At 41.7% G+C, this 19,532-nt stretch carries 21 protein-coding genes; 5 read left to right on the top strand and 16 right to left on the bottom strand.

All coding sequences use genetic code 11. The features are described from left to right. Positions 1 to 48 precede the first annotated feature (48 nt). A complete protein-coding gene (locus QR42_RS05450) occupies positions 49 to 789 on the bottom strand; it encodes a hypothetical protein (RefSeq protein ID WP_039177786.1) in 741 nt (246 codons plus the stop codon). A gap of 212 nt (positions 790 to 1,001) precedes the next feature. Here QR42_RS05450 and QR42_RS05445 point away from each other — a divergent pair, with 212 nt between their 5' ends. Next, on the top strand, positions 1,002 to 1,196 hold the full coding sequence (locus QR42_RS05445; RefSeq protein WP_003211779.1) for a YjzD family protein: 195 nt from the start codon (positions 1,002 to 1,004) through the stop codon (positions 1,194 to 1,196). Between the two features lie 126 nt (positions 1,197 to 1,322). Here the strand turns inward: QR42_RS05445 and QR42_RS05440 are convergent, their stop codons facing one another. The 13 genes from QR42_RS05440 to QR42_RS05380 all read right to left on the bottom strand — a co-directional run bounded on the left by QR42_RS05440 (position 1,323) and on the right by QR42_RS05380 (position 15,797). Next, on the bottom strand, positions 1,323 to 2,588 hold the full coding sequence (locus QR42_RS05440; protein ID WP_039177783.1) for an MFS transporter: 1,266 nt from the start codon (positions 2,586 to 2,588) through the stop codon (positions 1,323 to 1,325). Between the two features lie 163 nt (positions 2,589 to 2,751). After that, the gene (locus QR42_RS05435; protein ID WP_008348517.1) at positions 2,752 to 2,931 is read right to left on the bottom strand and encodes a YjzC family protein; all 180 of its coding nucleotides are present in this window, start codon (positions 2,929 to 2,931) and stop codon (positions 2,752 to 2,754) included. 102 nt (positions 2,932 to 3,033) lie between these two features. Further along, positions 3,034 to 3,984, bottom strand: a complete 951-nt coding sequence (gene argF / locus QR42_RS05430; RefSeq protein ID WP_039177780.1) for an ornithine carbamoyltransferase — start codon at positions 3,982 to 3,984, stop codon at positions 3,034 to 3,036. Next, positions 3,981 to 7,061, bottom strand: coding sequence for a carbamoyl-phosphate synthase (glutamine-hydrolyzing) large subunit (locus QR42_RS05425; protein ID WP_039177778.1), 3,081 nt, complete (start codon positions 7,059 to 7,061; stop codon positions 3,981 to 3,983). The genes argF and QR42_RS05425 overlap by 4 nt, the downstream gene beginning before the upstream one ends. Continuing rightward, a complete protein-coding gene (locus QR42_RS05420; RefSeq protein WP_039177774.1) occupies positions 7,054 to 8,115 on the bottom strand; it encodes a carbamoyl phosphate synthase small subunit in 1,062 nt (353 codons plus the stop codon). Before QR42_RS05420 ends, QR42_RS05425 begins: the two co-directional genes overlap by 8 nt. Before the next feature lie 70 nt (positions 8,116 to 8,185). After that, complete coding sequence (locus QR42_RS05415; RefSeq protein ID WP_039177771.1) at positions 8,186 to 9,337, bottom strand: acetylornithine transaminase; 1,152 nt, start codon at positions 9,335 to 9,337, stop codon at positions 8,186 to 8,188. Next, entirely contained in the window at positions 9,334 to 10,110 is a 777-nt protein-coding gene (gene argB / locus QR42_RS05410) for an acetylglutamate kinase (protein WP_039177767.1), read from the bottom strand. The genes QR42_RS05415 and argB overlap by 4 nt, the downstream gene beginning before the upstream one ends. 14 nt (positions 10,111 to 10,124) lie before the next feature. Further along, positions 10,125 to 11,345, bottom strand: a complete 1,221-nt coding sequence (gene argJ / locus QR42_RS05405) for a bifunctional ornithine acetyltransferase/N-acetylglutamate synthase (RefSeq protein ID WP_039177764.1) — start codon at positions 11,343 to 11,345, stop codon at positions 10,125 to 10,127. Positions 11,346 to 11,367: 22 nt separating this feature from the next. After that, the gene (gene argC, locus QR42_RS05400) at positions 11,368 to 12,405 is read right to left on the bottom strand and encodes an N-acetyl-gamma-glutamyl-phosphate reductase (protein WP_039177761.1); all 1,038 of its coding nucleotides are present in this window, start codon (positions 12,403 to 12,405) and stop codon (positions 11,368 to 11,370) included. 137 nt (positions 12,406 to 12,542) lie between these two features. Next, entirely contained in the window at positions 12,543 to 13,091 is a 549-nt protein-coding gene (locus tag QR42_RS05395) for an MFS transporter (protein WP_039177758.1), read from the bottom strand. Next, positions 13,088 to 14,533, bottom strand: a complete 1,446-nt coding sequence (locus tag QR42_RS05390; protein ID WP_039177755.1) for an FAD-binding oxidoreductase — start codon at positions 14,531 to 14,533, stop codon at positions 13,088 to 13,090. The genes QR42_RS05395 and QR42_RS05390 overlap by 4 nt, the downstream gene beginning before the upstream one ends. Before the next feature lie 123 nt (positions 14,534 to 14,656). Continuing rightward, positions 14,657 to 14,965, bottom strand: a complete 309-nt coding sequence (locus QR42_RS05385; protein ID WP_024425066.1) for a metal-sulfur cluster assembly factor — start codon at positions 14,963 to 14,965, stop codon at positions 14,657 to 14,659. Between the two features lie 46 nt (positions 14,966 to 15,011). After that, entirely contained in the window at positions 15,012 to 15,797 is a 786-nt protein-coding gene (locus QR42_RS05380; RefSeq protein ID WP_039177751.1) for an alpha/beta fold hydrolase, read from the bottom strand. Positions 15,798 to 15,934: 137 nt separating this feature from the next. Here QR42_RS05380 and QR42_RS05375 point away from each other — a divergent pair, with 137 nt between their 5' ends. The 3 genes from QR42_RS05375 to QR42_RS05365 all read left to right on the top strand — a co-directional run bounded on the left by QR42_RS05375 (position 15,935) and on the right by QR42_RS05365 (position 17,173). Further along, the gene (locus tag QR42_RS05375) at positions 15,935 to 16,747 is read left to right on the top strand and encodes a Cof-type HAD-IIB family hydrolase (RefSeq protein WP_024425068.1); all 813 of its coding nucleotides are present in this window, start codon (positions 15,935 to 15,937) and stop codon (positions 16,745 to 16,747) included. Between the two features lie 88 nt (positions 16,748 to 16,835). After that, entirely contained in the window at positions 16,836 to 16,985 is a 150-nt protein-coding gene (locus QR42_RS05370) for a hypothetical protein (RefSeq protein ID WP_024425069.1), read from the top strand. Beyond that, positions 16,982 to 17,173 (top strand): DUF3813 domain-containing protein, encoded by a 192-nt coding sequence (locus QR42_RS05365; RefSeq protein ID WP_024425070.1) that lies wholly within the window; start codon positions 16,982 to 16,984, stop codon positions 17,171 to 17,173. Before QR42_RS05370 ends, QR42_RS05365 begins: the two co-directional genes overlap by 4 nt. Positions 17,174 to 17,223: 50 nt before the next feature. Here the strand turns inward: QR42_RS05365 and QR42_RS05360 are convergent, their stop codons facing one another. Both QR42_RS05360 and QR42_RS05355 read right to left on the bottom strand, forming a co-directional pair. Then, positions 17,224 to 17,679 carry a BsuPI-related putative proteinase inhibitor gene (locus QR42_RS05360; RefSeq protein WP_039177744.1) on the bottom strand — a complete coding sequence of 152 codons (456 nt, stop codon included), beginning with the start codon at positions 17,677 to 17,679 and terminating at the stop codon, positions 17,224 to 17,226. Between the two features lie 15 nt (positions 17,680 to 17,694). Next, positions 17,695 to 18,537: a YitT family protein gene (locus tag QR42_RS05355; RefSeq protein WP_039177740.1), complete on the bottom strand. Its 843-nt coding sequence runs from the start codon at positions 18,535 to 18,537 to the stop codon at positions 17,695 to 17,697. A gap of 139 nt (positions 18,538 to 18,676) precedes the next feature. Between QR42_RS05355 and QR42_RS05350 the strand changes: the two genes are divergently transcribed. Further along, on the top strand, positions 18,677 to 19,528 hold the full coding sequence (locus tag QR42_RS05350; RefSeq protein WP_039177737.1) for a DegV family protein: 852 nt from the start codon (positions 18,677 to 18,679) through the stop codon (positions 19,526 to 19,528). Positions 19,529 to 19,532 lie beyond the last annotated feature (4 nt).

The following is a 19,532-nucleotide window of genomic DNA, read 5'->3' as shown; positions in this document are numbered from 1 at the left end:
AATAAAAAGAAGAGCCCTTTCTATGAAGGGCTGTTATCATCCTATTCATCACAATTCTCTTTCATGCGATTTATAAAACTTGTGAATGGATTGAAAGATTCTTCTCGGATGATCAAACATATGCAGTGTGAGATCGATCTGACAATGTTCTGGATTTTTCATATGCTGATCAATAAAAGGTTTTGCGTGAAGATCATATGCATAAGGTGCGCCGTTTAGTCTTTGCCATATATGAATCGGCACATGAGCAGAATGAACAGGGCAAGAAGGCAGTGGATACGTTTCAGCTTCCTTTTCAGAACAGCCATAGCTCTCTGCTAACTCTTTGATCAGCTGCTTGTAAAAGAATTTGTGTTCCCTTTCTCTTTCTCGTTGTGCATCCAGATTCAGACATGGATTCATCATCGCAATGGACCTTAACACTTCAGGCATCTCCTCTGCAAGGCTCATGGCAACAAGTGCGCCCATTCCCTCTGCGAGCACATGAATTTCCCGGTTTAATATTTCTTGTTTTAATGTGTGATGCACGAGCTGCTTGGCACTAAAAACAGCATCTTCGCATCCCCAGTGATTCCCATGAAGTTGACTATTAAACAATGTATATCCTTCATCCTTTAAGGCAGTTAAAAGCTGGTTTCTTCCATAATGCTGAAGCCAGAATGATGTATTTTCCTGCACAAAGTGATTTCGGTCACCGAGGATTAGAATGCCAAAGCCATTTGGTTTTTGAGGAAGGTGAATGATGTTCCACTGGGAACCAAGCTGGAAAAAACGTTCGCTTACACCCATATGGCCAGCCTCCTTTCAGTGATTCTGCTTTCTATGATATGAACAACAACTCTTGTAGGAATAAGGAAATCCCCTAAAGACAGAAGAATTCTTTTTATTTTTATAGCAGAAGGTCTAAAAATGGTCACATAAAGGCGGAAAACAGTCTTTTCCCTTCACTTGCATCTATGGTATGATAATCAATAGATTGTTACATAAAGGACGGTGGGATTATGCATTATATTATCACCCTCATTTGGACTTTTCTGCTGACACATATGGCTGGTTACATCGTTGCCTCTATGAATGGAGCTGCTTATGATTTTACGCTCACTTCCATTCTTGCAGTTGTGTTTACGGTTATTTTATTCATCTTTGCTGAAGTAAGTCCAATGAAAGAAACGGAAAGTTCAACAAAACACTCTTAATATGCAAGAAAACGATTTGTGAAAAAGAGCTAAAATGATGTTTAGCTCTTTTTTCTTTTTTTCTGCGTGATTAAAAAGCGGCATGCTAAAACCCCCTGTCTATAACATTCAGGGGGTTTTTATCGTTTACACCTCGACGGTTTCGGACTTTTGTTTGTCCGCTGTCAAATGGCTTTTCGCAAGCCCTGTAAACAGGAAGATCGCGATACCTGATAAAATTTCAAGGATTCCTCCGCCAGCAATGACAGGTCCCGCTCCAAATCTTTCTGCCAGAACGCCTGATACGACAGCTGCAAGCGGGAGAAAGACATTTGATGACGCATTGATCACAGCATATACTTGCGGCTGATCCTCTTGGTCAACAGACGTTTGAATAATGACCATTTCCGGTACATTGATCGCACTGACAGCAGCTCCGAAAATAAAGGAAGCAAGCAGAACGACCGGCAGCCATGTACTCATCCCTGTCATAAAGAACGCGGCCCCTTCAATCATGCCAGCGACAATAAAGAACAAACCAAATCTCTTAATTTTGACCTTCGCTAGAGCAAAGCCCATCATAAACGCGCCCACTGCGGCAACGCCTCTTAAAATGGAATACACCATGGAGTCGCTTTGCAGCGCTTCTGCTACGTATACCGCTGAGAGCGCCTGCCACGGAGCTGCTGCGACATTCATTAAGATACAATAAAGTGTGAGTGCAAATAAAATGTGATGGTTTTTGACAACGAGAAACCCTTTTTTTAAGTTATACAAATATGTATTCTTCGCTTGTTTAATGCCTGCTGCTTTTTCTTCATCGGTTTTCTTCAGCTTAACCCCGATAATAAACAGGCCAGAAATAACAAATAAAGCAGTGGTGATCAGCAGGGTATCAGCAGGGCCAATCAATTTAACCAAAAGACCAGCCACCATGACTGCTGCAAGTGCAACAATCTCAAAAGAAGATTGCAGGATCGCATTTGCTTTTTGAATGAGATGCTTTGGAACAATCTGCGGTAAGATGGCCACCGAAGCTGGATTATATGCTGCACCTGTTGCCGATTGAATAACCATTAATGAGATCAATAACCATAGAGGCAATAGATGCGAAAAGTGCAGAAGTGGAATAATGAGTACAATTGTTGCTCGAACAACATCTGAAGCGAACATCCATTTAGACAAATGATGCTTTTTCATAAGAGGTCCTAATATTGGGGCTAGCAAAGATGAAGGGAGAACAGTTACTGCTAGAAGAAGTCCTGTACCGAGCGCTCCATCCCCTCTTAAAATCAATAGCCAAAGGACGGATGTAAAAGCAAAACTTTCCCCTGTGTTTTTAATGAGTCTTGATATGAATAATGAGGTGAAGCGTTTATTCCAAACACTTTCACTGAGATTCATCTTTTCCATCACACAAATCCTTTCAACAATATATTACATATTTTACCTTAAGTTCTCTTTTTTTCATACTATTTATTTGAAAATTGGAACTTAATTGTTTTTTATTATAAAGAAAAAAGAGGCATGACACATGCCTCTAAAGACTTATTCCTTATGACTCTTAGTCAATTGCTTACGGCTTTCTTTGGTAAGTCCAAACACGATTATGGTTCGAGTTATCAGGAAAGACATCGCCTGCTTTAAGCTTAATCTTTAAAGGATCTTTCACCATACTGCCAGTTTCACCGATCTCGATATATACACCATTATTTGGTGCCTTATTCCCTGATTTAAATTGATGCTGCTGACCCATTTTCATCCTCCTTTCTCGATTGATGTTATTATGTCCCGTCCCTTGACTCTCCAATCCTTTATGCAAAAAGTCCCTGCTCATACGAGTCAGGGACACTTTGATTTATTTGGATGGTTGATACATAAGTTCTTTCATTAACGCTTTTTGCACATGCAGGCGGTTTTCTGCCTGCTGAAATACTTTTGAGTGCGGCCCGTCAATAATATCTGCCGTCACTTCTTCGCCGCGATGTGCCGGGAGACAATGAAGGAAAATATAGTCCTTTGCCGCAAGACTCATCAGTTCGTCATTGATTTGATATTCTTTAAATTCAGCAAGACGTTTCTCTGTTTCTGCTTCCTGTCCCATGCTTGTAAACACATCTGAATAAATAACATCTGCATCTTTTACAGCTGCGACAGGATCTGTCGTCACGGTCACTTCTGCACCTGATTGTTTCGCAAACTCACGGGCAGTGTCTGTTACTTCTTGAAGTGGTTCATAGCCTTTTGGTGATGCAACCGCAATGTCACAGCCTAGCTGCGCACAGCCGACCATCAAGGAGTGCGCCACGTTATTTCCGTCACCGATATAGGCGACTTTGATTCCTTTTAACGTGCCTTTTGTTTCTTTAATCGTTAATAAATCAGCAAGTGCCTGACATGGATGTGAGTAGTCCGTTAATCCATTAATGACTGGAATAGACGCGTATTGTGCAAGCTCTTCAACCTTCTCATGCTCAAAGGTTCGAATCATAATACCGTTGACATAGCCAGACAGCACCTGCGCTGTATCACTGATGGTTTCCCCTCTGCCAATTTGCAAATCATTTGAGCTGAGGAAGAGCGCATGTCCTCCTAGCTGCGTCATCCCCGCTTCAAACGAGACACGGGTTCTAGTCGAAGATTTTTCAAAAATCATTGCTAACGTTTTCCCTTTGAATAAATCTTGATATGGGTTTTGTTTCATTTCTTCCGCTTTTTCAATTAAATAAGCAATCTCATGGATTGAGAAATCTTTTAACGATAAAAAGTCTTTTCCGTATAATGCCGGTTGCACGTCGATTTGACTCATGCCGTCACTTCCTTTTTATATAATTCATGGAGTGATACTGGTGATACATCTCCATTTTTCCCTTGCAGGAATGCTTGAACTGTTTCATATTCAGTTAGAACTTGAACGCCGTGTGTGAGTGCTTTTACACGCTGCTCTTTTGCCTCTTCATCTTCTCCTAAATGAATATGAAGGGATTTATCTTCATTCTGCAGCCAGGATTCAAAGCTGCCAGTCCAGACGTCAAAGCCTGCATGTTTCGCTTCATCGATCAATTGCTCACTGCCTTGTATAAAGAGGCTTCCTTTTTTCTTCCAGATCGGTGCAAACACTTTTTTCAAGGCGCTTTCGGCGTTCTTGCCTACACACATTCCTTCTCCTGTCGCTTTCATTTCAGGTGTCAGCTTGAGGTCGATATCTTGAATGGCATGGGATGAGAACACTGGGAATTTGACCGCTGTCCCCCCTTTGTTTTTCGTTGCAGGGTTTAGCTCTTCAAGCGCCGCACCAGCTAATAATTGAGTGGCTATTGGGATCATATCAATGCCCATTACCTTACTGACGACTGGAACAGTCCGGCTTGCCCGCGGATTCACCTCTAATACAAGCGCCTGATCACCTTTGATGACAAATTGGATATTCATAATGCCCTTGAACGCTAATTTCTTCGTTATTTGTTCAGACGCAGTATGCACCTGCTGTTTGATATCTTCACTGATTGAGATGCTTGGTAAAATGGCAAAGCTGTCACCTGAGTGCACGCCCGCTTTCTCAATATGTTCTACGATCGTTGGAATGAAGGCTGTTTTTCCGTCAGAAATAAGATCCACTTCAACTTCTTTTCCAGTGACGTACTCATCAATTAAGATTGGGTATGGCAAATGATCTGGCTGATCGAGCAGTGATGCCAAATGTGCTTCTGACTGAACAACGATCATTCCCATTCCGCCAATGACATACGATGGGCGAATTAATACAGGGTAACCGATGCTTTTCGCATGTACGAGTGCTTCTTCTTTTGAATGAGCTGTATCTCCTTTTGCGTGAGGAAGGTTCAGTTCATCAAGAAGCTGATAGAATAAATCACGGTCTTCAAGTGCATCCAGCGTAGCAAAGGATGTACCTAACAACGTGACACCGGCTTTTTCTAAGCCTTCTGCGACGTTGATCGCAGTCTGTCCGCCAAATTGGACAATGACAAAATCAATTTGTTCTGCTTCCACAACGTTTAGGATGTGCTCTAATGTAATCGGCTCAAAATATAAACGATCTGCAATCTCATAATCAGTACTGACTGTTTCTGGATTGTTGTTCATCATGATGGTTTCAAATCCAAGCTTTTGCAAGGTAAGAACGCCATGAACGGCACTATAATCAAATTCGACCCCCTGCCCGATTCGAATCGGACCTGAGCCAATGATAAGAGCACGCTGCTTTGTTTTTTCTTGATGCTCACCATCACTTTTTCCAAAGTAGGTGGAATAGAAGTAATTCGTTTTTGCATCAAATTCCGCCGCACATGTGTCGACAATTTTAAATGAAGCAGCAATCCCGTACTCTTGACGGAGCTGCCTGATTGACTCTTCCGTTTGACCCGTAAGAAGAGCAATCGTTTCATCAAGGAATCCTTTTTCTTTTACCTTTTTCAAGGTATCTTTTGATAGCGTCCCCTTATGATCGTTCAATTCTTGCTCGAGCGTAATCATATTCTGGAACACATGTAAGAAGAATCGATCGATTTTCGTCGTTTGATGAATCGTTTCAACCGTTTCTTGTCTTGAAAGAAGCTCCATAACTGCGAAAAATCGGCGATCGTCTGGTGTTTTGATGAGTTCAAATAATTGTTCTGTCGATTGCTCTTTCAGTTCTGGCAGGTGGAAGCCCTTCGTTTTAATTTCAAGGGATGCAACTGCTTTTTGGATGGCTGATTCTAAATTCCGATCAATCGCCATGACTTCGCCAGTAGCCTTCATTTTTGTGCCTAATTGACGGTCTGCCTGTTTAAATTTATCAAACGGCCAGCGCGGGAATTTCACGACAACATAATCGAGTGCCGGCTCAAAACTAGCATAGGTTGTGCCTGTGAGCGGGTTTTTCAATTCGTCAAGCGTATACCCCACCGCAAGCTTAGCTGCCATTTTCGCAATCGGATAGCCCGTTGCTTTTGATGCAAGAGCAGATGAACGGCTGACCCGAGGATTCACCTCAATGACAAAGTATTCTTTACTGAGTGGATCAAGGGCAAATTGGATGTTGCAGCCGCCGACTACATCCAGTGCTGAAATGATTTTCAGGCTCGCTGAACGGAGCATTTGATAATCCTGATCCGTTAATGTCTGGGAAGGTGCAACGACAATTGAGTCTCCTGTATGCACACCAACTGGATCAATATTTTCCATGTTGCATACCGTGATACACGTATTTTGACGGTCTCTCATGACCTCATATTCGACTTCTTTAAAGCCAGCTATGCTTTTTTCAACTAAACACTGGTGAATCGGACTCGCTAAAAGAGCTCCTTCAATGAGCGGCTTAAATGCCTCTTCTGTTAGAGCGATTCCGCCGCCTTTACCGCCAAGTGTGTATGCTGGTCTTAGGATGACTGGGAAGCCGACTTCTTTTGCAAATTGAAGGGCATCTTCCGCATTATCCACAATTTCACTATCTGGCACAGGTTCGTTCAAATGCTTCATGAGAGCACGGAATTTCTCTCGATCTTCACCGTTTTCAATTGTTTCAACTGACGTTCCGAGCAGAGTTACCCCATGCTTTTTCAGCACACCGGCTTTTTCTAGCTCGACAGCAAGGTTTAAAGCCGTCTGTCCGCCAAGGTTGGCTAAAAGACCATCTGGTTTTTCCTTTTCAATGATTCTTGTCACTGAATCAACTGAAAGCGGTTCAAAATAGATTTCATCAGCAAATGACTCGTCTGTCATAATGGTTGCTGGGTTATTATTCACTAAGATGACTTTGTAGCCTTCTTCTTTTAAGGCCATACATCCTTGTGTTCCTGAGTAATCAAATTCTGCTGCCTGACCAATGATGATTGGACCAGACCCGATGACTAGAATGGTTTGTATGCTTTGATCTTTAGGCATGTGCGACTTCTCTCCTTGCTTGTTTCACTTTCTCAATAAAATCATCGAATACCCATTCACTTTCAGCAGGCCCTGGGTGTGCTTCTGGATGAAATTGAACTGACATAATCAGCTTTTCTTTATGAATGAATCCTTCTACAGATCCATCATTGACATGAAGGAATTTCACATCCACTTCTTTGTCATTCATGCTTTTTTCATTCACCACATAGCTGTGGTTCTGACTTGTCATAAAGACACGTTTGGATTCTGTATCCTGTACAGGATGATTCGCTCCCCTGTGGCCAAATGGCAGCTTATACGTATCCCCGCCAAGTGCTAGAGCGATTAATTGGTGACCTAAGCAGATTCCAAGTGTCGGGAATGTCATCATGATGTCATGAATCGTTTTTAAATATGGTGTCATGGTTTTCGGATCTCCAGGTCCGTTTGACAGCAGGATCGCATCTGGTTTGATCTCAAACACCTTTTCCATTTGTTTATATGGAATGACGGTTACTTTACAGCCGCGCGCTGCAAGCGAATCTGCAATTGATTTTTTAAAGCCAAAATCAATGAGCGCCACATGTTCCTCACCACTGCCTTGTGTGTAGATCTCGCTATCTGTCACCTGTGCGACGACATTGTCTTGTTTCATTGCAGGCGGCGTTTCGTTTTCGTCTACACTGAGCACAGCGTTCATCGTTCCATTTGCCCGGATGTTTTGCACGACTGCGCGCGTATCTGTATGTGTCAGAAGCGGAATATTCCACTTTTGTAAATAATCTTTTAAGCTGACCGCTGCAAGATGATGTGAAAAATGCTCTGCTGCCTCGTAAACAACCACCGCTTTTACTTGAGGCTTTTTGCTCTCAAAGTCTTCATGATTAATGCCGTAATTTCCGATCAGCGGATATGTGAAAACAATGATCTGACCTTTATAGGAAGGATCTGTGAGCACCTCTTGATAACCTGTCATACCTGTAAAAAAGACCACTTCACCTGTGATGCCAGCTTCTCCTGTCAGATCTCCTTCAAAAGAGGCTCCATCTTCTAAATTTAAATAACCTTTCATGCTTATGTCACCCCAAAATTGAATAATTAATGATACAAATGTATTTTTATACGTTTCTTTGTAAAAAAATTTACACCGAAACTGTTTTATTGGCTAATACTTGAACAATTGCTTCGATCGCTTGATCCAGCTCTGCTTTCTTCACATTCAGCGGAGGTAATAAACGAATGACATTGGGACCAGCTGGAAGCACCAGCAACCCCAGTTCTCTAAGAGCTGTGATATATTCACCGACTGGCTGACCACATTCAATACCTGCCATCAATCCTTTTCCCCGCACCTCTTTTACGATATTCAGCTGTTTGACATTTTGCAGCTTTTCTAACAAGTAATCACCCTTTTCTTTCACTTCTGAAAGAAACTCTTCTTGGAAAATTACATCGAGTGTCGCATTCACAGCGGCCATGGCAAGCATATTTCCACCAAATGTTGTACCATGTGAACCTGGGGAGAATGCATCTCCTAGAGCTTTTTTCCCTATAACTGCACCAACTGGAAAGCCGTTTCCTAACCCTTTTGCTGCAGAGATAATATCAGGATCAAGACACGTCTCTTCGTACGCAAATGCTGTTCCTGTACGACCGATGCCCGTTTGAATTTCGTCTACAATCAGCAGTGCTTCATGCTTTTCACAAAATGCTTGAACTGCTTCTAGAAATTCTGGTGTCGCTGGATTCACTCCACCTTCACCTTGCACAACCTCCAGCATCACCGCTGCCACATCATCGACTGCACAGGCTGACATAGCGTCTGGATCATTAAACGGTACATAGTGAAAGCCTTCTAGCATAGGACCAAAGCCAGTTTTGATTTTATCTTGACCTGTGGCAGCCATACCAGCATACGTGCGCCCATGGAAAGAGTGCAAAAATGTGATGATATTTGTTTTCCCTGTCGCTTTACGTGCTAATTTAATGGCACCTTCATTTGCCTCTGCGCCGCTATTGCAGAAAAAAACGAGATCGCCTGAACTGTTTGCTGCCAGCTTTTCTGCTGCTTTTTCTTGCAGACCATTTTCAAACAGATTCGACACATGCCAGACGTGATCAAGCTGTTCCTTAATGGCTTGATTGACCTTTGGATGATTGTGGCCTAAATTTGTTACTGCAATGCCTTGGATAAAGTCTAAATATTTTTTCCCATTTGTATCGACTGCCCAAGAACCTGCTGCCTCTTTAATTTCAACATTCCACCGTCCATAATTTTGAAAAAGATGACTCACAGGACCGCCTCCTTTTGTTTTACGATTCTTGTGCCTTTAAAGGTTTCTCCTGTAAAGATACTGCCTTTGCCATTTACGATCATCACTTCATCTACATCACCTGATAAAGCACTCAAAGCGGATTGTACTTTTGGAATCATTCCCCCGGAAATAATGCCTTCATCAATGAGTGAAAGGGCTTCTTGTTCGGTGACGACATCTAATAGTTCACCATTTTTTAAAATGCCTTCAACATCTGTGACAAACATGAGCTTATCAGCTTTCATGGCTCCGGCGACAGCTGATGCTGCTAAATCAGCATTCACATTTAAGGTTTGGCATTCTTCCGTCATAGACAGCGGCGCAATTACAGGAATGAATTGTTTCTCCATGAGTGCTTCCGCCATTTCTGGATGAACTTCTTTGATTTCGCCAACGTACCCATAAACGTCTTGATCAAGGAAATCGGCGACAAGCATCTGCCCATCTTTACCGGATACGCCGACAGATGGTATATCATGCTTTGCGAGCTCTGACACAAAGTATTTATTGACTGTTCCCGAGAGAACCATTTCGGCTACCTCTAACACAGGCTTCGTTGTTTTACGCTGACCGTCAACAAATTCTGTTTTCACTTCTAATTTTTGCAGCATGTCGGTGATTTCAGGTCCTCCGCCATGCACGATAGCCAGCTTAAACCCAGCAGCTTGAAGTGAGCGGACATTTTCATAGAAGGTATCTGAAAGTTCTCGAATGACACTGCCTCCACACTTGAACACGATCGTTTTATCCATGTCTATCTCCTTCTTTATGTGCGATAGCTCGCGTTAATTTTCACATAATCATAGGTGAGATCACAGCCCCAAGCTGCTGCTTCACCATTTCCCTCACTCATTTGAATGAAAATCGTAATCTCATCCTGCTCTAGATATGCTTTTGCTTCCTCTTCTGAGAATGGCTGCGGTTCATTGTGTTTGAATAAACATTGTCCGCCTAAATAAACTTCTACCTCTTCCGGAGTGACGGAAGCTGCGCTATGACCAATGGCTCCAACGATTCGACCCCAGTTAGCATCCGTACCATATACGGCGGTTTTGACAAGACTTGAACCAACGATTTTTTTCGCAATGATGCCGGCTTCCAAATTATTTTTAGCACCAGCGACTTTCGCTTCAATTAATTTCGTTGCACCTTCTCCATCTCTCGCAATCTCTTTGGCTAAATCCTCACAAGCTAGTTTTAATCCTTCTTTAAACAAAGGCCATTCTGGATGCTCTTCATTGAGTACATCGTTTTCTGCCATGCCATTTGCCATCACGAGCACCATATCGTTTGTCGACGTTTCTCCATCGACGGTAATTTGATTAAAGGTCACATCCGTAATGTCACGAAGCGCTTGCTGTAAGGCTTCCTGTTCGACATTTGCATCTGTTGTGACAAAGCCAAGCATTGTCGCCATGTTCGGGTGAATCATGCCAGAGCCTTTTGCTGCGCCTGAAATGATGATCTCTTTTCCGTCTATCGTAAGGGTGTATGTTGTATTTTTAATGACAGTATCTGTCGTTAAGATCGCTTCTTCAAAATGGCCTTTTTCGGCTTTTGCTTCTTTTAACTCGGCGATGCCCTTTTTGATTTTATCCATCTCCAGACATTCCCCAATGACACCAGTAGAAGAAACAGCGATGTAATCAGGTGCTACACCTAACATATCTGCACAGGCTGCCTGCATGTCGTACGCGTCTTTTAATCCCTGCTCACCAGTACATGCATTGGCGATGGCACTATTGACAATGACACCTTTTAATTGTCCTGTCTTTTTTAAGCTTTGTTGTGTGACTTTGAGAGGCGCAGCTTGAAAGTGACTTTGTGTGTAGACCGCTGCACTTGCTGCTGGTACTTCGCTGACGATGAGGCCAAGGTCTTTTTTTGAATAGCGCAAGCCAATGTGAATCCCCTTCGCTTCAAAGCCTTTTGGTGATGATACGTCACCGTCTATTTTGACAATGCTTTTTTCATTCAATTCGATCATGTTTGTTGTCTCCCCTGTTCTCTTATGGATAAAGAGGTGTCATTGTGAGGCCCGCCTCTTCATGTAAGCCTTTGATGATGTTGAAGTTTTGAACCGCTTGGCCGGCCGCGCCTTTCATGAGATTGTCTATGACCGACACGATTGTAAGTCTCCCTGTTCGCTCATCTAAATGAAAGCCAATGTCACAGAAGTTACTGCCATATACTTCTTTCGTTTGTGGATAAATTCCGTGATCTCTCACTCTGACAAAATAGGAATCTTCATAAAAGCCTTTCATTCGCTTCATCAATTCTTCTTTTGTGACATCGGTTTTTAATTGTGTATACATCGTCGCCATAATCCCTCTTGTCATCGGGACAAGATGCGTAGAAAATGTGACGTTCGCCGTCTGCGGATTCCATTCTCTTAATATTTGCTCTATTTCTGGCGTATGCTGATGCTCATTCACCTTATAAATTTTAAAGTTATCGTTTAGTTCTGAAAAATGCGTTCCAAGTGAGGCAGATCGTCCGGCACCGGACACCCCTGTTTTTGCATCTATTATAATCATAGATTCATCGATGACATTCTGTTTGATGAGTGGTGCTAAACCGAGAAGAACTGCGGTAGGAAAGCAGCCCGGATTGGCAATCACTTCAGCTTGTTGAATTTTGTCACGATTCAGTTCGGATAAACCGTACACCGCTTGTTGAACAGATGCTTCATCCGCTGCCCTTCGTTTATACCAAGCTTCATAGGTGGCTCCATCTTGAATGCGCAAATCACCTGATAAATCAATGATCGGCACTCCTTGATTCATAAGCTTTGGCGTCAGTTCACTTGATACGCCTGCTGGAGTCGCTAAAAACACAGCATCTGTCTCTTGCACAATAGCAGCCGGGTCAATGGCTTTTAATGTTTGGTCAGTAATCGTTGTTAGATGTGGATAAGATTGACTGTATGATTGCCCATCACCACTTGATGAATACAATATACATTCCTCCACATGCGGGTGATGCTTGAAGATACGAACCAATTCCGCACCACCGTACCCTGTAGCACCTATAATACCTATTTTCAACGTCAATACACCCTCTTGATCTTTGTGAAATTATTTAACATTATAACATGTATAAAAATTAATTCAATTGTATATTTAATATTTGTTTTCATTTTTTTTCAACAAAAAAACCGCATATCTTCACGAGACATGCGGATTTATCTTTCGTTTTTGATATAGATGACCATGAGCGCACTGCATAAATATAATATAGAGCTTGCATAAAAAATGAAGTAAACGGTAAAGAAATCAGCGAACAGACCTCCAAGCATAATAGCGATGGATGAAAAAAGGGCTGTCCAAAAATGATAGTGACCGACTTCTTTCATTCTTTTGTTCTCTGTTGTAAGGTCCGTGACGAGCAGTTTCTCTCCGTGCTTTTGAAAGCCGCCAAGCGCACCAAGTGCCAGCTGAATCATATACACTTGCTCCACTTCTGTTATATGCGGAAAAAGCAGCAAAAGAAACGCCATACCGAACGAATGAATGATTAAAAAGAGCCGCCTGTCGGTGGTTTCGGGCAGTTTCCCTAAGAGTAAATGAATAAATGCTCCGCTTAAACCAAACAGGCCGTAGGCAAGACCAAACTGTGAATAGCTTGACCCAACATTTTTAATAAAAAGAATGTAAAAAGGGAAAATCAAACTGCTGGCGAAAAACAGCAGACTTTGTGAGTAAACGAACCATTTCATTGCTTTTGCATTCATTGTGTATTGTACCTCTCATAAAAGTAGTTGGTGAACGTGCCATCTGGATCTGCTTGTTTTTTCTTTTGGAAGAATACATCGGTTTTAGGATACGCCCGCTTCATTTGCGCTTTCGTTTGATAAGGCATATACGGTAAGTAATAGCTTCCATCGTGCCGCAGCGTGATATCTGTCATTTTTCGAATGATTCGCTCGGCTTCCGCCTTCTCTTCTTTTTCGAACCCGTAATTCACTAAAAGCACAAGTGCAAACATATCTTGTTTCGCATATGAGAGATCCGCTTTTTCATTTTTTTGTACATAACGTATTGTGATATTCATTAGATTCAAATCTTCTTGTTGTAAAAAGGATCTCATGTCATCGATGTACGCACGAAAACGGTCAACTGGGACGAAATATTCCTGCAGCACATCTGTGTCAGATTCATTTTCATATTCTAAAAAGGCAGAGTCAGAACGCATCACATTGTTTCTTGTGATCAGCTGATCATTTTGACTTAAGAAATACTTTTTTTGCAAATTCCAGAGCAGATCTTTTCCCATATCAAATCTTCTTGAAAGGCCGAGCATAAATTTCAAAGGCATGACGAGTTGATCTTCTTTCAGTTCTTGATATGATTCAATCCCTTGTTGTGAAGTAAGTGAATAATTCGTCACATACATCTCTTTCAAAAAGTTTGTTTTCGCTGTTGAGATTCTGGCAAGATGCATGCGTACTTCTTTATTGTGTTTGACATGCTTTTGAAAATAATCCGTATACTCATCGTAACCCAGAGAGGTTGTCTCCATTTTATATAGTTCATCTTTTGTTAAAGAAAGCTCCACATCTAAAATGACGCCGAACAAACCGTATCCCCCAATAACGGCAGTAAATAAATCATCGCCTGGCTTTACTGTGACAATCTCACCGTCTGCTTTTAACAGCCTGAATGAGCGAACTGTGTCAATGAGTGACCCGTAACGAATGTCACGTCCATGTGCGTTTGCACTTAAAGATCCGCCAATTGTAAAGATATTCTGCGATTGCATCACCTTCACAGCAAGACCATATGGATTCACATATTTTTGTATATCATCCCATGTAGCGCCGCTTTGAACCCGAATCGTTTTCTTTTTAGGATCAAACGCTAAAATCTGGCGGAATTCCGTCATATCGAGCACGATGCCGTTTTCATAATATGTGTGGCCGCCCATACTATGCTGTTTACCGGCAATAGAAATCGGCAGGTGTTTTGCTTTTGCTTCTTTCAATACTTCTTTTAACGTGTCTATTTCTTTCCCTTGAACAACTTTTTTGATTTTGACAGGCATGAGATGACTAACATCAGTAAAAGCCTCAAGATCCTGTTTTTTGTGTGTTTGGCCTTCTCGTATAGTGATTGATACAAAAAATGCAGTAGCATATACGATCAAAAGAACGACCCATAGCCATTTTCGTTTCATGATAGGTACTCCGTTCTATAAAATTACATCCATTATATCAAGCCATTCTCTTCCTCCACCTTAATTTTTCATAAAAAAACCTGGCATGAGTTTATCTCATACCAGGCATTTTTCATTTTGTGCTTATTGAATACCGAGCGCGATTTTTGCGTATCTTGACATTTTGTCTCGTGTCCAAGGCGGATTCCATACGATGTGAACTTCTGTTTCTTTTACTTCTGGAAGATCACTTAATGCTTTTTTGACTTCATCCACGATAATTGGTGCAAGAGGACAACCCATTGATGTTAAGGTCATGGTGATATCCGCTTTTCCATTCTCATCAAGATCGACATCATAGACAAGTCCAAGGTTGACGATGTCAACATTCAGCTCAGGGTCAATCACCTGTTCTAGGGCACCTAAAATATTTTCTTTCAATGCTTCATCCATGATATCCACTCCTTTTTCCATTAGTATAACGTACTTTTTCTTATGACTAAACGTTTGTGCTTTTCAGATGAGTCACAAACCAGTCAATCGTTTCAAACATCGCTTGTCTTGAGACCTTATGGCCAGCTTGTCCATCAGTGATAAAGCGAATCAGGTGCGGATCCTGCTTATATTGTGTGGACGCTAACTCATCGTATAGGGATTTTGCGTGCCGGTAAGGGACTACAGGATCATTTTCTGCATGCCAGAATAACAGCGGTCTTTTGTTTAATCGATCCGTTTGCAGCGTTAAATCATATGGGCGCAGGGCGTCTAGTTGCAGATGAACCTCTTCGTCTGTAATGTCTTTCATCAACCCTTTGTGACGCATGTCCATGATCTGTGCTTTTAGAAACGTCGTATAGTTCGGACTCCCCATCAAGCTGACAGCGGCTTTGATCCAATCATGCTTGGCAAGTGCGCCAAAGGTGGTGATGCCGCCCATGGAAGTACCTGCAACGCCTATCAAATCGGCTTCAATCAATTGTTTTTCTTGAAAGTATGTTTTGAGTATATCGATTTCACGAATTTCGTTCAGGACAATTTCCCAGAACTTTGATGCCAGTTCCTCTAAGTTGAGGTTTTCTGATCTTACACCATGATAAGCACAGTCAGGCAAAATGACTCTCATGCCTTTTTCCGCCAGATGGAAGGCGAAGTGTAAATTATGCTCTCGTGCACTTGTAAATCCGTGAATAAAAAATACAAGCGGCAGCGGTTTGTCTTTATTTTCAGCTTTTACGATATGTAAAAATGGAATATCGCGCGTAATTTGCTCATCAATGGTGATCACAGCCTATGAATCCTCCTTTATCATTCCCGTCTTTGTTTATTTTAACATGTAGACAACAAAGATGTGATAAAGATACACTATAGAAAGAGGCGCTAACATGGATTGCCTCCTATCACTTACAGATCAAAGGAGATTTTATGGAGACTAAACCTTATCTAATCGCACTTGACCTGGATGGCACATTATTAAAAGATGATAAAACCATTTCTGCGCACACACTTGACGTCATTCAAAAAGTGAGAGACAGCGGGCATCACGTCTGTATATCAACAGGCCGGCCATTTCGATCCAGCTCTCCTTATTATCAGCAATTACAGCTTGATTCACCAATTGTGAATTTTAACGGAGCGTTTGTCCATCATCCTCTCGATGAAAAATGGGGCAGATTTCATACGTCACTTGATCTTCAAGTGGTCAAACAGCTTGTAGACATTAGTGAAGAGTATAAAGTGCACAATGTGTTAGCTGAAGTGTTAGACGATTTGTATTTCCATTATCATGATGAAAAACTCATTGATATCTTTAATATGAATGCAAACAAAGTCACTGTTGGAGACCTAAGGGACAACCTTGGAGAAAATGTGACGAGCGTGTTAATTCATGCAAAAGAAGAGGACGTCGGAGCTATTCGAAGCTATTTATCAGATGTTCATGCAGAAGTGATTGATCACAGACGCTGGGCTGCCCCGTGGCACGTGATTGAAATCATTAAAACAGGCATGAACAAAGCTGTTGGACTGCAAAAGATCAGTGATTATTACGGTGTTCCTAAGGAGCGGATTGTGGCATTCGGAGATGAAGACAATGATTTAGAAATGCTTGAATTTGCTGGATGTGGTGTGGCAATGGGCAACGGAATTGATGCCGTGAAACGTGTCTCAAATGAAGTCACTGATACGAATGAACAAGACGGGATTGCTAAGTTTCTAACGAATTACTTCTCGCTTTAATTTTTCCATTCATACATAGCAGATGGAAGCGGGCATACTACCGTTAGACAGGTTGTCCTGTCAGCTTGTGTAAAGGGGCGGATTCCGAATGGGTAAAAGAAGCAAATCGAAACGCTTTATACAACAAGGTAAAGATTCAGTCAGTCTTCATGACGCACGTTTTCCTTACCGTTCGACACTTGAAGAAGCGTCAGACAGAGGAAATATGAAGACTGATGCTTCTGGAGGTTCATTGTGAGAAACGAACTTTTTGATCAAGCCAAATCATTTACTGAAGAGGCTCTTACTTCTTCATTTTCATCTGGGTTAGAGCGTCAACAGGCAGTCAAACGAGCGAAAAATGCCGTATCCTCTGCATTTGCCAATTCAACAGATGCAGAAAGAAACCAGCTGCATACCTTCCAAGACTTGCTTGATGATCTCTGACATAAAAAAGCTGTCCACATTTGATGGACAGCTTTTTCTAATTCCCATGCTTATTTGACTTGGAATGTTTTCTTCTCCGTGATTTGTTTCAGCCCTTCTGCTTTTCCTTTAAACGTTACAACCGCTTCGTATGTTCCGGGCTTTACACCGTTTGACCACGTGTCTTGAAAATCATAGGCCTCGCCTTTTTTCAGCACAAAAGTTTGGATGGCCTGTGTGAACATACGGTCTTTCGAATAGCGATATTGTTCGTTCCCGTTTTCGTCATACACACTGAGTTCGAATTTTTGGCTTGTGTTAAAGGTAAATTCAATATCTCGATCTGATTCATTTTTCAGTGACATGTTAAATTGAACTGAAGAACCTTTCTGGACGGGGTCTACTGTGAGTACAACCGTTTTTTCTCCCATTTGACCGGAAACCTCCTTGTCTGGTTCATCCTTTTTTTGTTGTCCACAAGCGGCTAAAAACAATAGAATGAGAAGAAGTACCAACCCTTTTTTCATCTGCTACCCACCTTTTTAATCTCGTCTGAAAAATCCAAGAATATTGGTTGTCTGCACAATATTTGTAAAGGCTTTTGGATCGACTTCTTTAATAATTTGTTCAAGTTCATACAGCTCATACCTTGTAATGACGATCACCATCATTTCCTTTTGCTCGTTGGTGAATGCGCCTTTTGCAGGTACAGTCGTAATACCTCTGACCATTTTTCCGTAAATGGCTTCTTTGATTTCATCTGCTTTTTTCGTCACAATCATCGCGGTCAGCTTCTCATGTCTTGTATGGATGGCATCAATGACCCTTGTGGTCACATATAATGTGACAAGCGTATATAATGCTTTCTCCCAACCTTGTAATAATCCTGCTGTAAAAATGATGATTCCATTTAAAATGAAGAAATACGTGCCAACTGGTTTGTCTTTCCATTTTGCTAATACCATAGCAACGATGTCGAGTCCGCCTGTCGATGCCCCGTATTTGAGCGTGATCCCAATCCCAACGGCGGATATGACACCACCAAACACAGCATTTAATAAAATATCATGGGAAACACTCGTTTCTGGTAAAACGCCAAGGAAAATGGTTGTTAGTGCAACACTGATGATGCTGTACAAAGTAAAGGAACGGCCAACTTTCATCCAGCCTAAAATGCCGACTGGAATGTTTAAAATAAATAATAGAATCCCTGTTGATACATAAAATGGCGCATATTGATCGATTAAGCTGGATAGCAGCTGGGCCACCCCTGTAAAACCGCTCGCATATACGTCAGCTGGGATTAAGAATAAATTCAGTCCAATCGCATTGAGTAATGCACCAATTACGACGACAATGAGTTTTTTTGCTTCTCCAATGAACATGTTGTCATTCCTCCACTTACCATTCTCTCTATGGTTTTCCCTAAAATTTAGAATTTGAACACGAAAAGATGATTTCTATGATATAGTTAGGCTAAAAAGATGTAAAATATGGCTTATTTTTTAGAAAGAAGGGATTTATATGACTGTTCATATCATAGCAGACAGTGCTGCTGATCTGCCTCTTTCTTATTATGATGAACATAACATAACACTCATTCCGCTCCGCGTGTTGCTTGGCGAGCAGGAATTTGAGGATTTGATCACCATTGAACCAAAACAAGTATTTGATGCGATGAGACAAGGAGCCAGTCCAAAAACGTCACAGGCTTCACCAAACCGGATCAAGGAAGCCTTTGTTTCTGCCGCTCAAACCCATACATCTGCCATCTATGTCGCTTTTTCATCAGAGCTTTCAGGTACATATCAGACAGCTATGATGATGGCAAATGAAGTGAAGGAAGAATATCCTGATTTTGATTTACGAATCATTGATTCTAAATGCGCTTCACTCGGCTATGGGCTTGCTGTCAAACACGCTCAATCACTTGCCATTGACGGAAATACAATACAAGAAATTGAAACGTCTGTAAAGCATTTTTGTGAATCTTTACAACATATTTTTACTGTAGACGATTTAACGTATTTAGCAAGAGGCGGAAGGATCAGTAAAGCGTCCGCATTTGTTGGCGGTTTGTTAAGCATTAAACCCATTTTACATGTCGAAGATGGAAAACTCATCCCACTAGAAAAAATCCGTGGACGTAAAAAGCTGCTGAAACGCATTATTGAACTAATGAAAGAACGCGGAACGGATTGGCCTAATCAAACGGTTGGCATTAGTCATGGTGATGATCCTGCACTTGCAGAAGACATGAAACAACTGATTGAAGACGAATTTCATCCTAAAGAAATTGATATTCATATCATCGGCGCCGCTGTGGGATCCCATTCAGGACCTAGCACGCTTGCGATCTTTTTTACAGGCAAATGATCAT

The sequence above is a fragment of the Bacillus sp. WP8 genome, assembly GCF_000800825.1.
Taxonomy (GTDB): Bacteria; Bacillota; Bacilli; order Bacillales; family Bacillaceae; genus Bacillus; species Bacillus safensis.
Note: the sequence above shows the minus strand (reverse complement) of the source record. Positions and strands in the feature narration are given on the sequence as shown.

Coding starts and splice junctions, on each gene's coding strand:
- QR42_RS05350 (WP_039177737.1), top strand. CDS start 18,677: ATGACTGTTCATATCATAGCAGACAGTGCTGCTGATCTGCCTCTTTCT.
- QR42_RS05355 (WP_039177740.1), bottom strand. CDS start 18,537: ATGTTCATTGGAGAAGCAAAAAAACTCATTGTCGTCGTAATTGGTGCA.
- QR42_RS05375 (WP_024425068.1), top strand. CDS start 15,935: ATGGAGACTAAACCTTATCTAATCGCACTTGACCTGGATGGCACATTA.
- QR42_RS05360 (WP_039177744.1), bottom strand. CDS start 17,679: ATGAAAAAAGGGTTGGTACTTCTTCTCATTCTATTGTTTTTAGCCGCT.
- QR42_RS05445 (WP_003211779.1), top strand. CDS start 1,002: ATGCATTATATTATCACCCTCATTTGGACTTTTCTGCTGACACATATG.
- QR42_RS05425 (WP_039177778.1), bottom strand. CDS start 7,061: ATGCCTAAAGATCAAAGCATACAAACCATTCTAGTCATCGGGTCTGGT.
- QR42_RS05385 (WP_024425066.1), bottom strand. CDS start 14,965: ATGGATGAAGCATTGAAAGAAAATATTTTAGGTGCCCTAGAACAGGTG.
- argB (WP_039177767.1), bottom strand. CDS start 10,110: ATGGATAAAACGATCGTGTTCAAGTGTGGAGGCAGTGTCATTCGAGAA.
- QR42_RS05440 (WP_039177783.1), bottom strand. CDS start 2,588: ATGGAAAAGATGAATCTCAGTGAAAGTGTTTGGAATAAACGCTTCACC.
- QR42_RS05435 (WP_008348517.1), bottom strand. CDS start 2,931: ATGGGTCAGCAGCATCAATTTAAATCAGGGAATAAGGCACCAAATAAT.
- QR42_RS05370 (WP_024425069.1), top strand. CDS start 16,836: ATGGGTAAAAGAAGCAAATCGAAACGCTTTATACAACAAGGTAAAGAT.
- argF (WP_039177780.1), bottom strand. CDS start 3,984: ATGAGTCAAATCGACGTGCAACCGGCATTATACGGAAAAGACTTTTTA.
- argJ (WP_039177764.1), bottom strand. CDS start 11,345: ATGATCGAATTGAATGAAAAAAGCATTGTCAAAATAGACGGTGACGTA.
- QR42_RS05420 (WP_039177774.1), bottom strand. CDS start 8,115: ATGAAAGGTTATTTAAATTTAGAAGATGGAGCCTCTTTTGAAGGAGAT.
- QR42_RS05450 (WP_039177786.1), bottom strand. CDS start 789: ATGGGTGTAAGCGAACGTTTTTTCCAGCTTGGTTCCCAGTGGAACATC.
- QR42_RS05390 (WP_039177755.1), bottom strand. CDS start 14,533: ATGAAACGAAAATGGCTATGGGTCGTTCTTTTGATCGTATATGCTACT.
- QR42_RS05395 (WP_039177758.1), bottom strand. CDS start 13,091: ATGAATGCAAAAGCAATGAAATGGTTCGTTTACTCACAAAGTCTGCTG.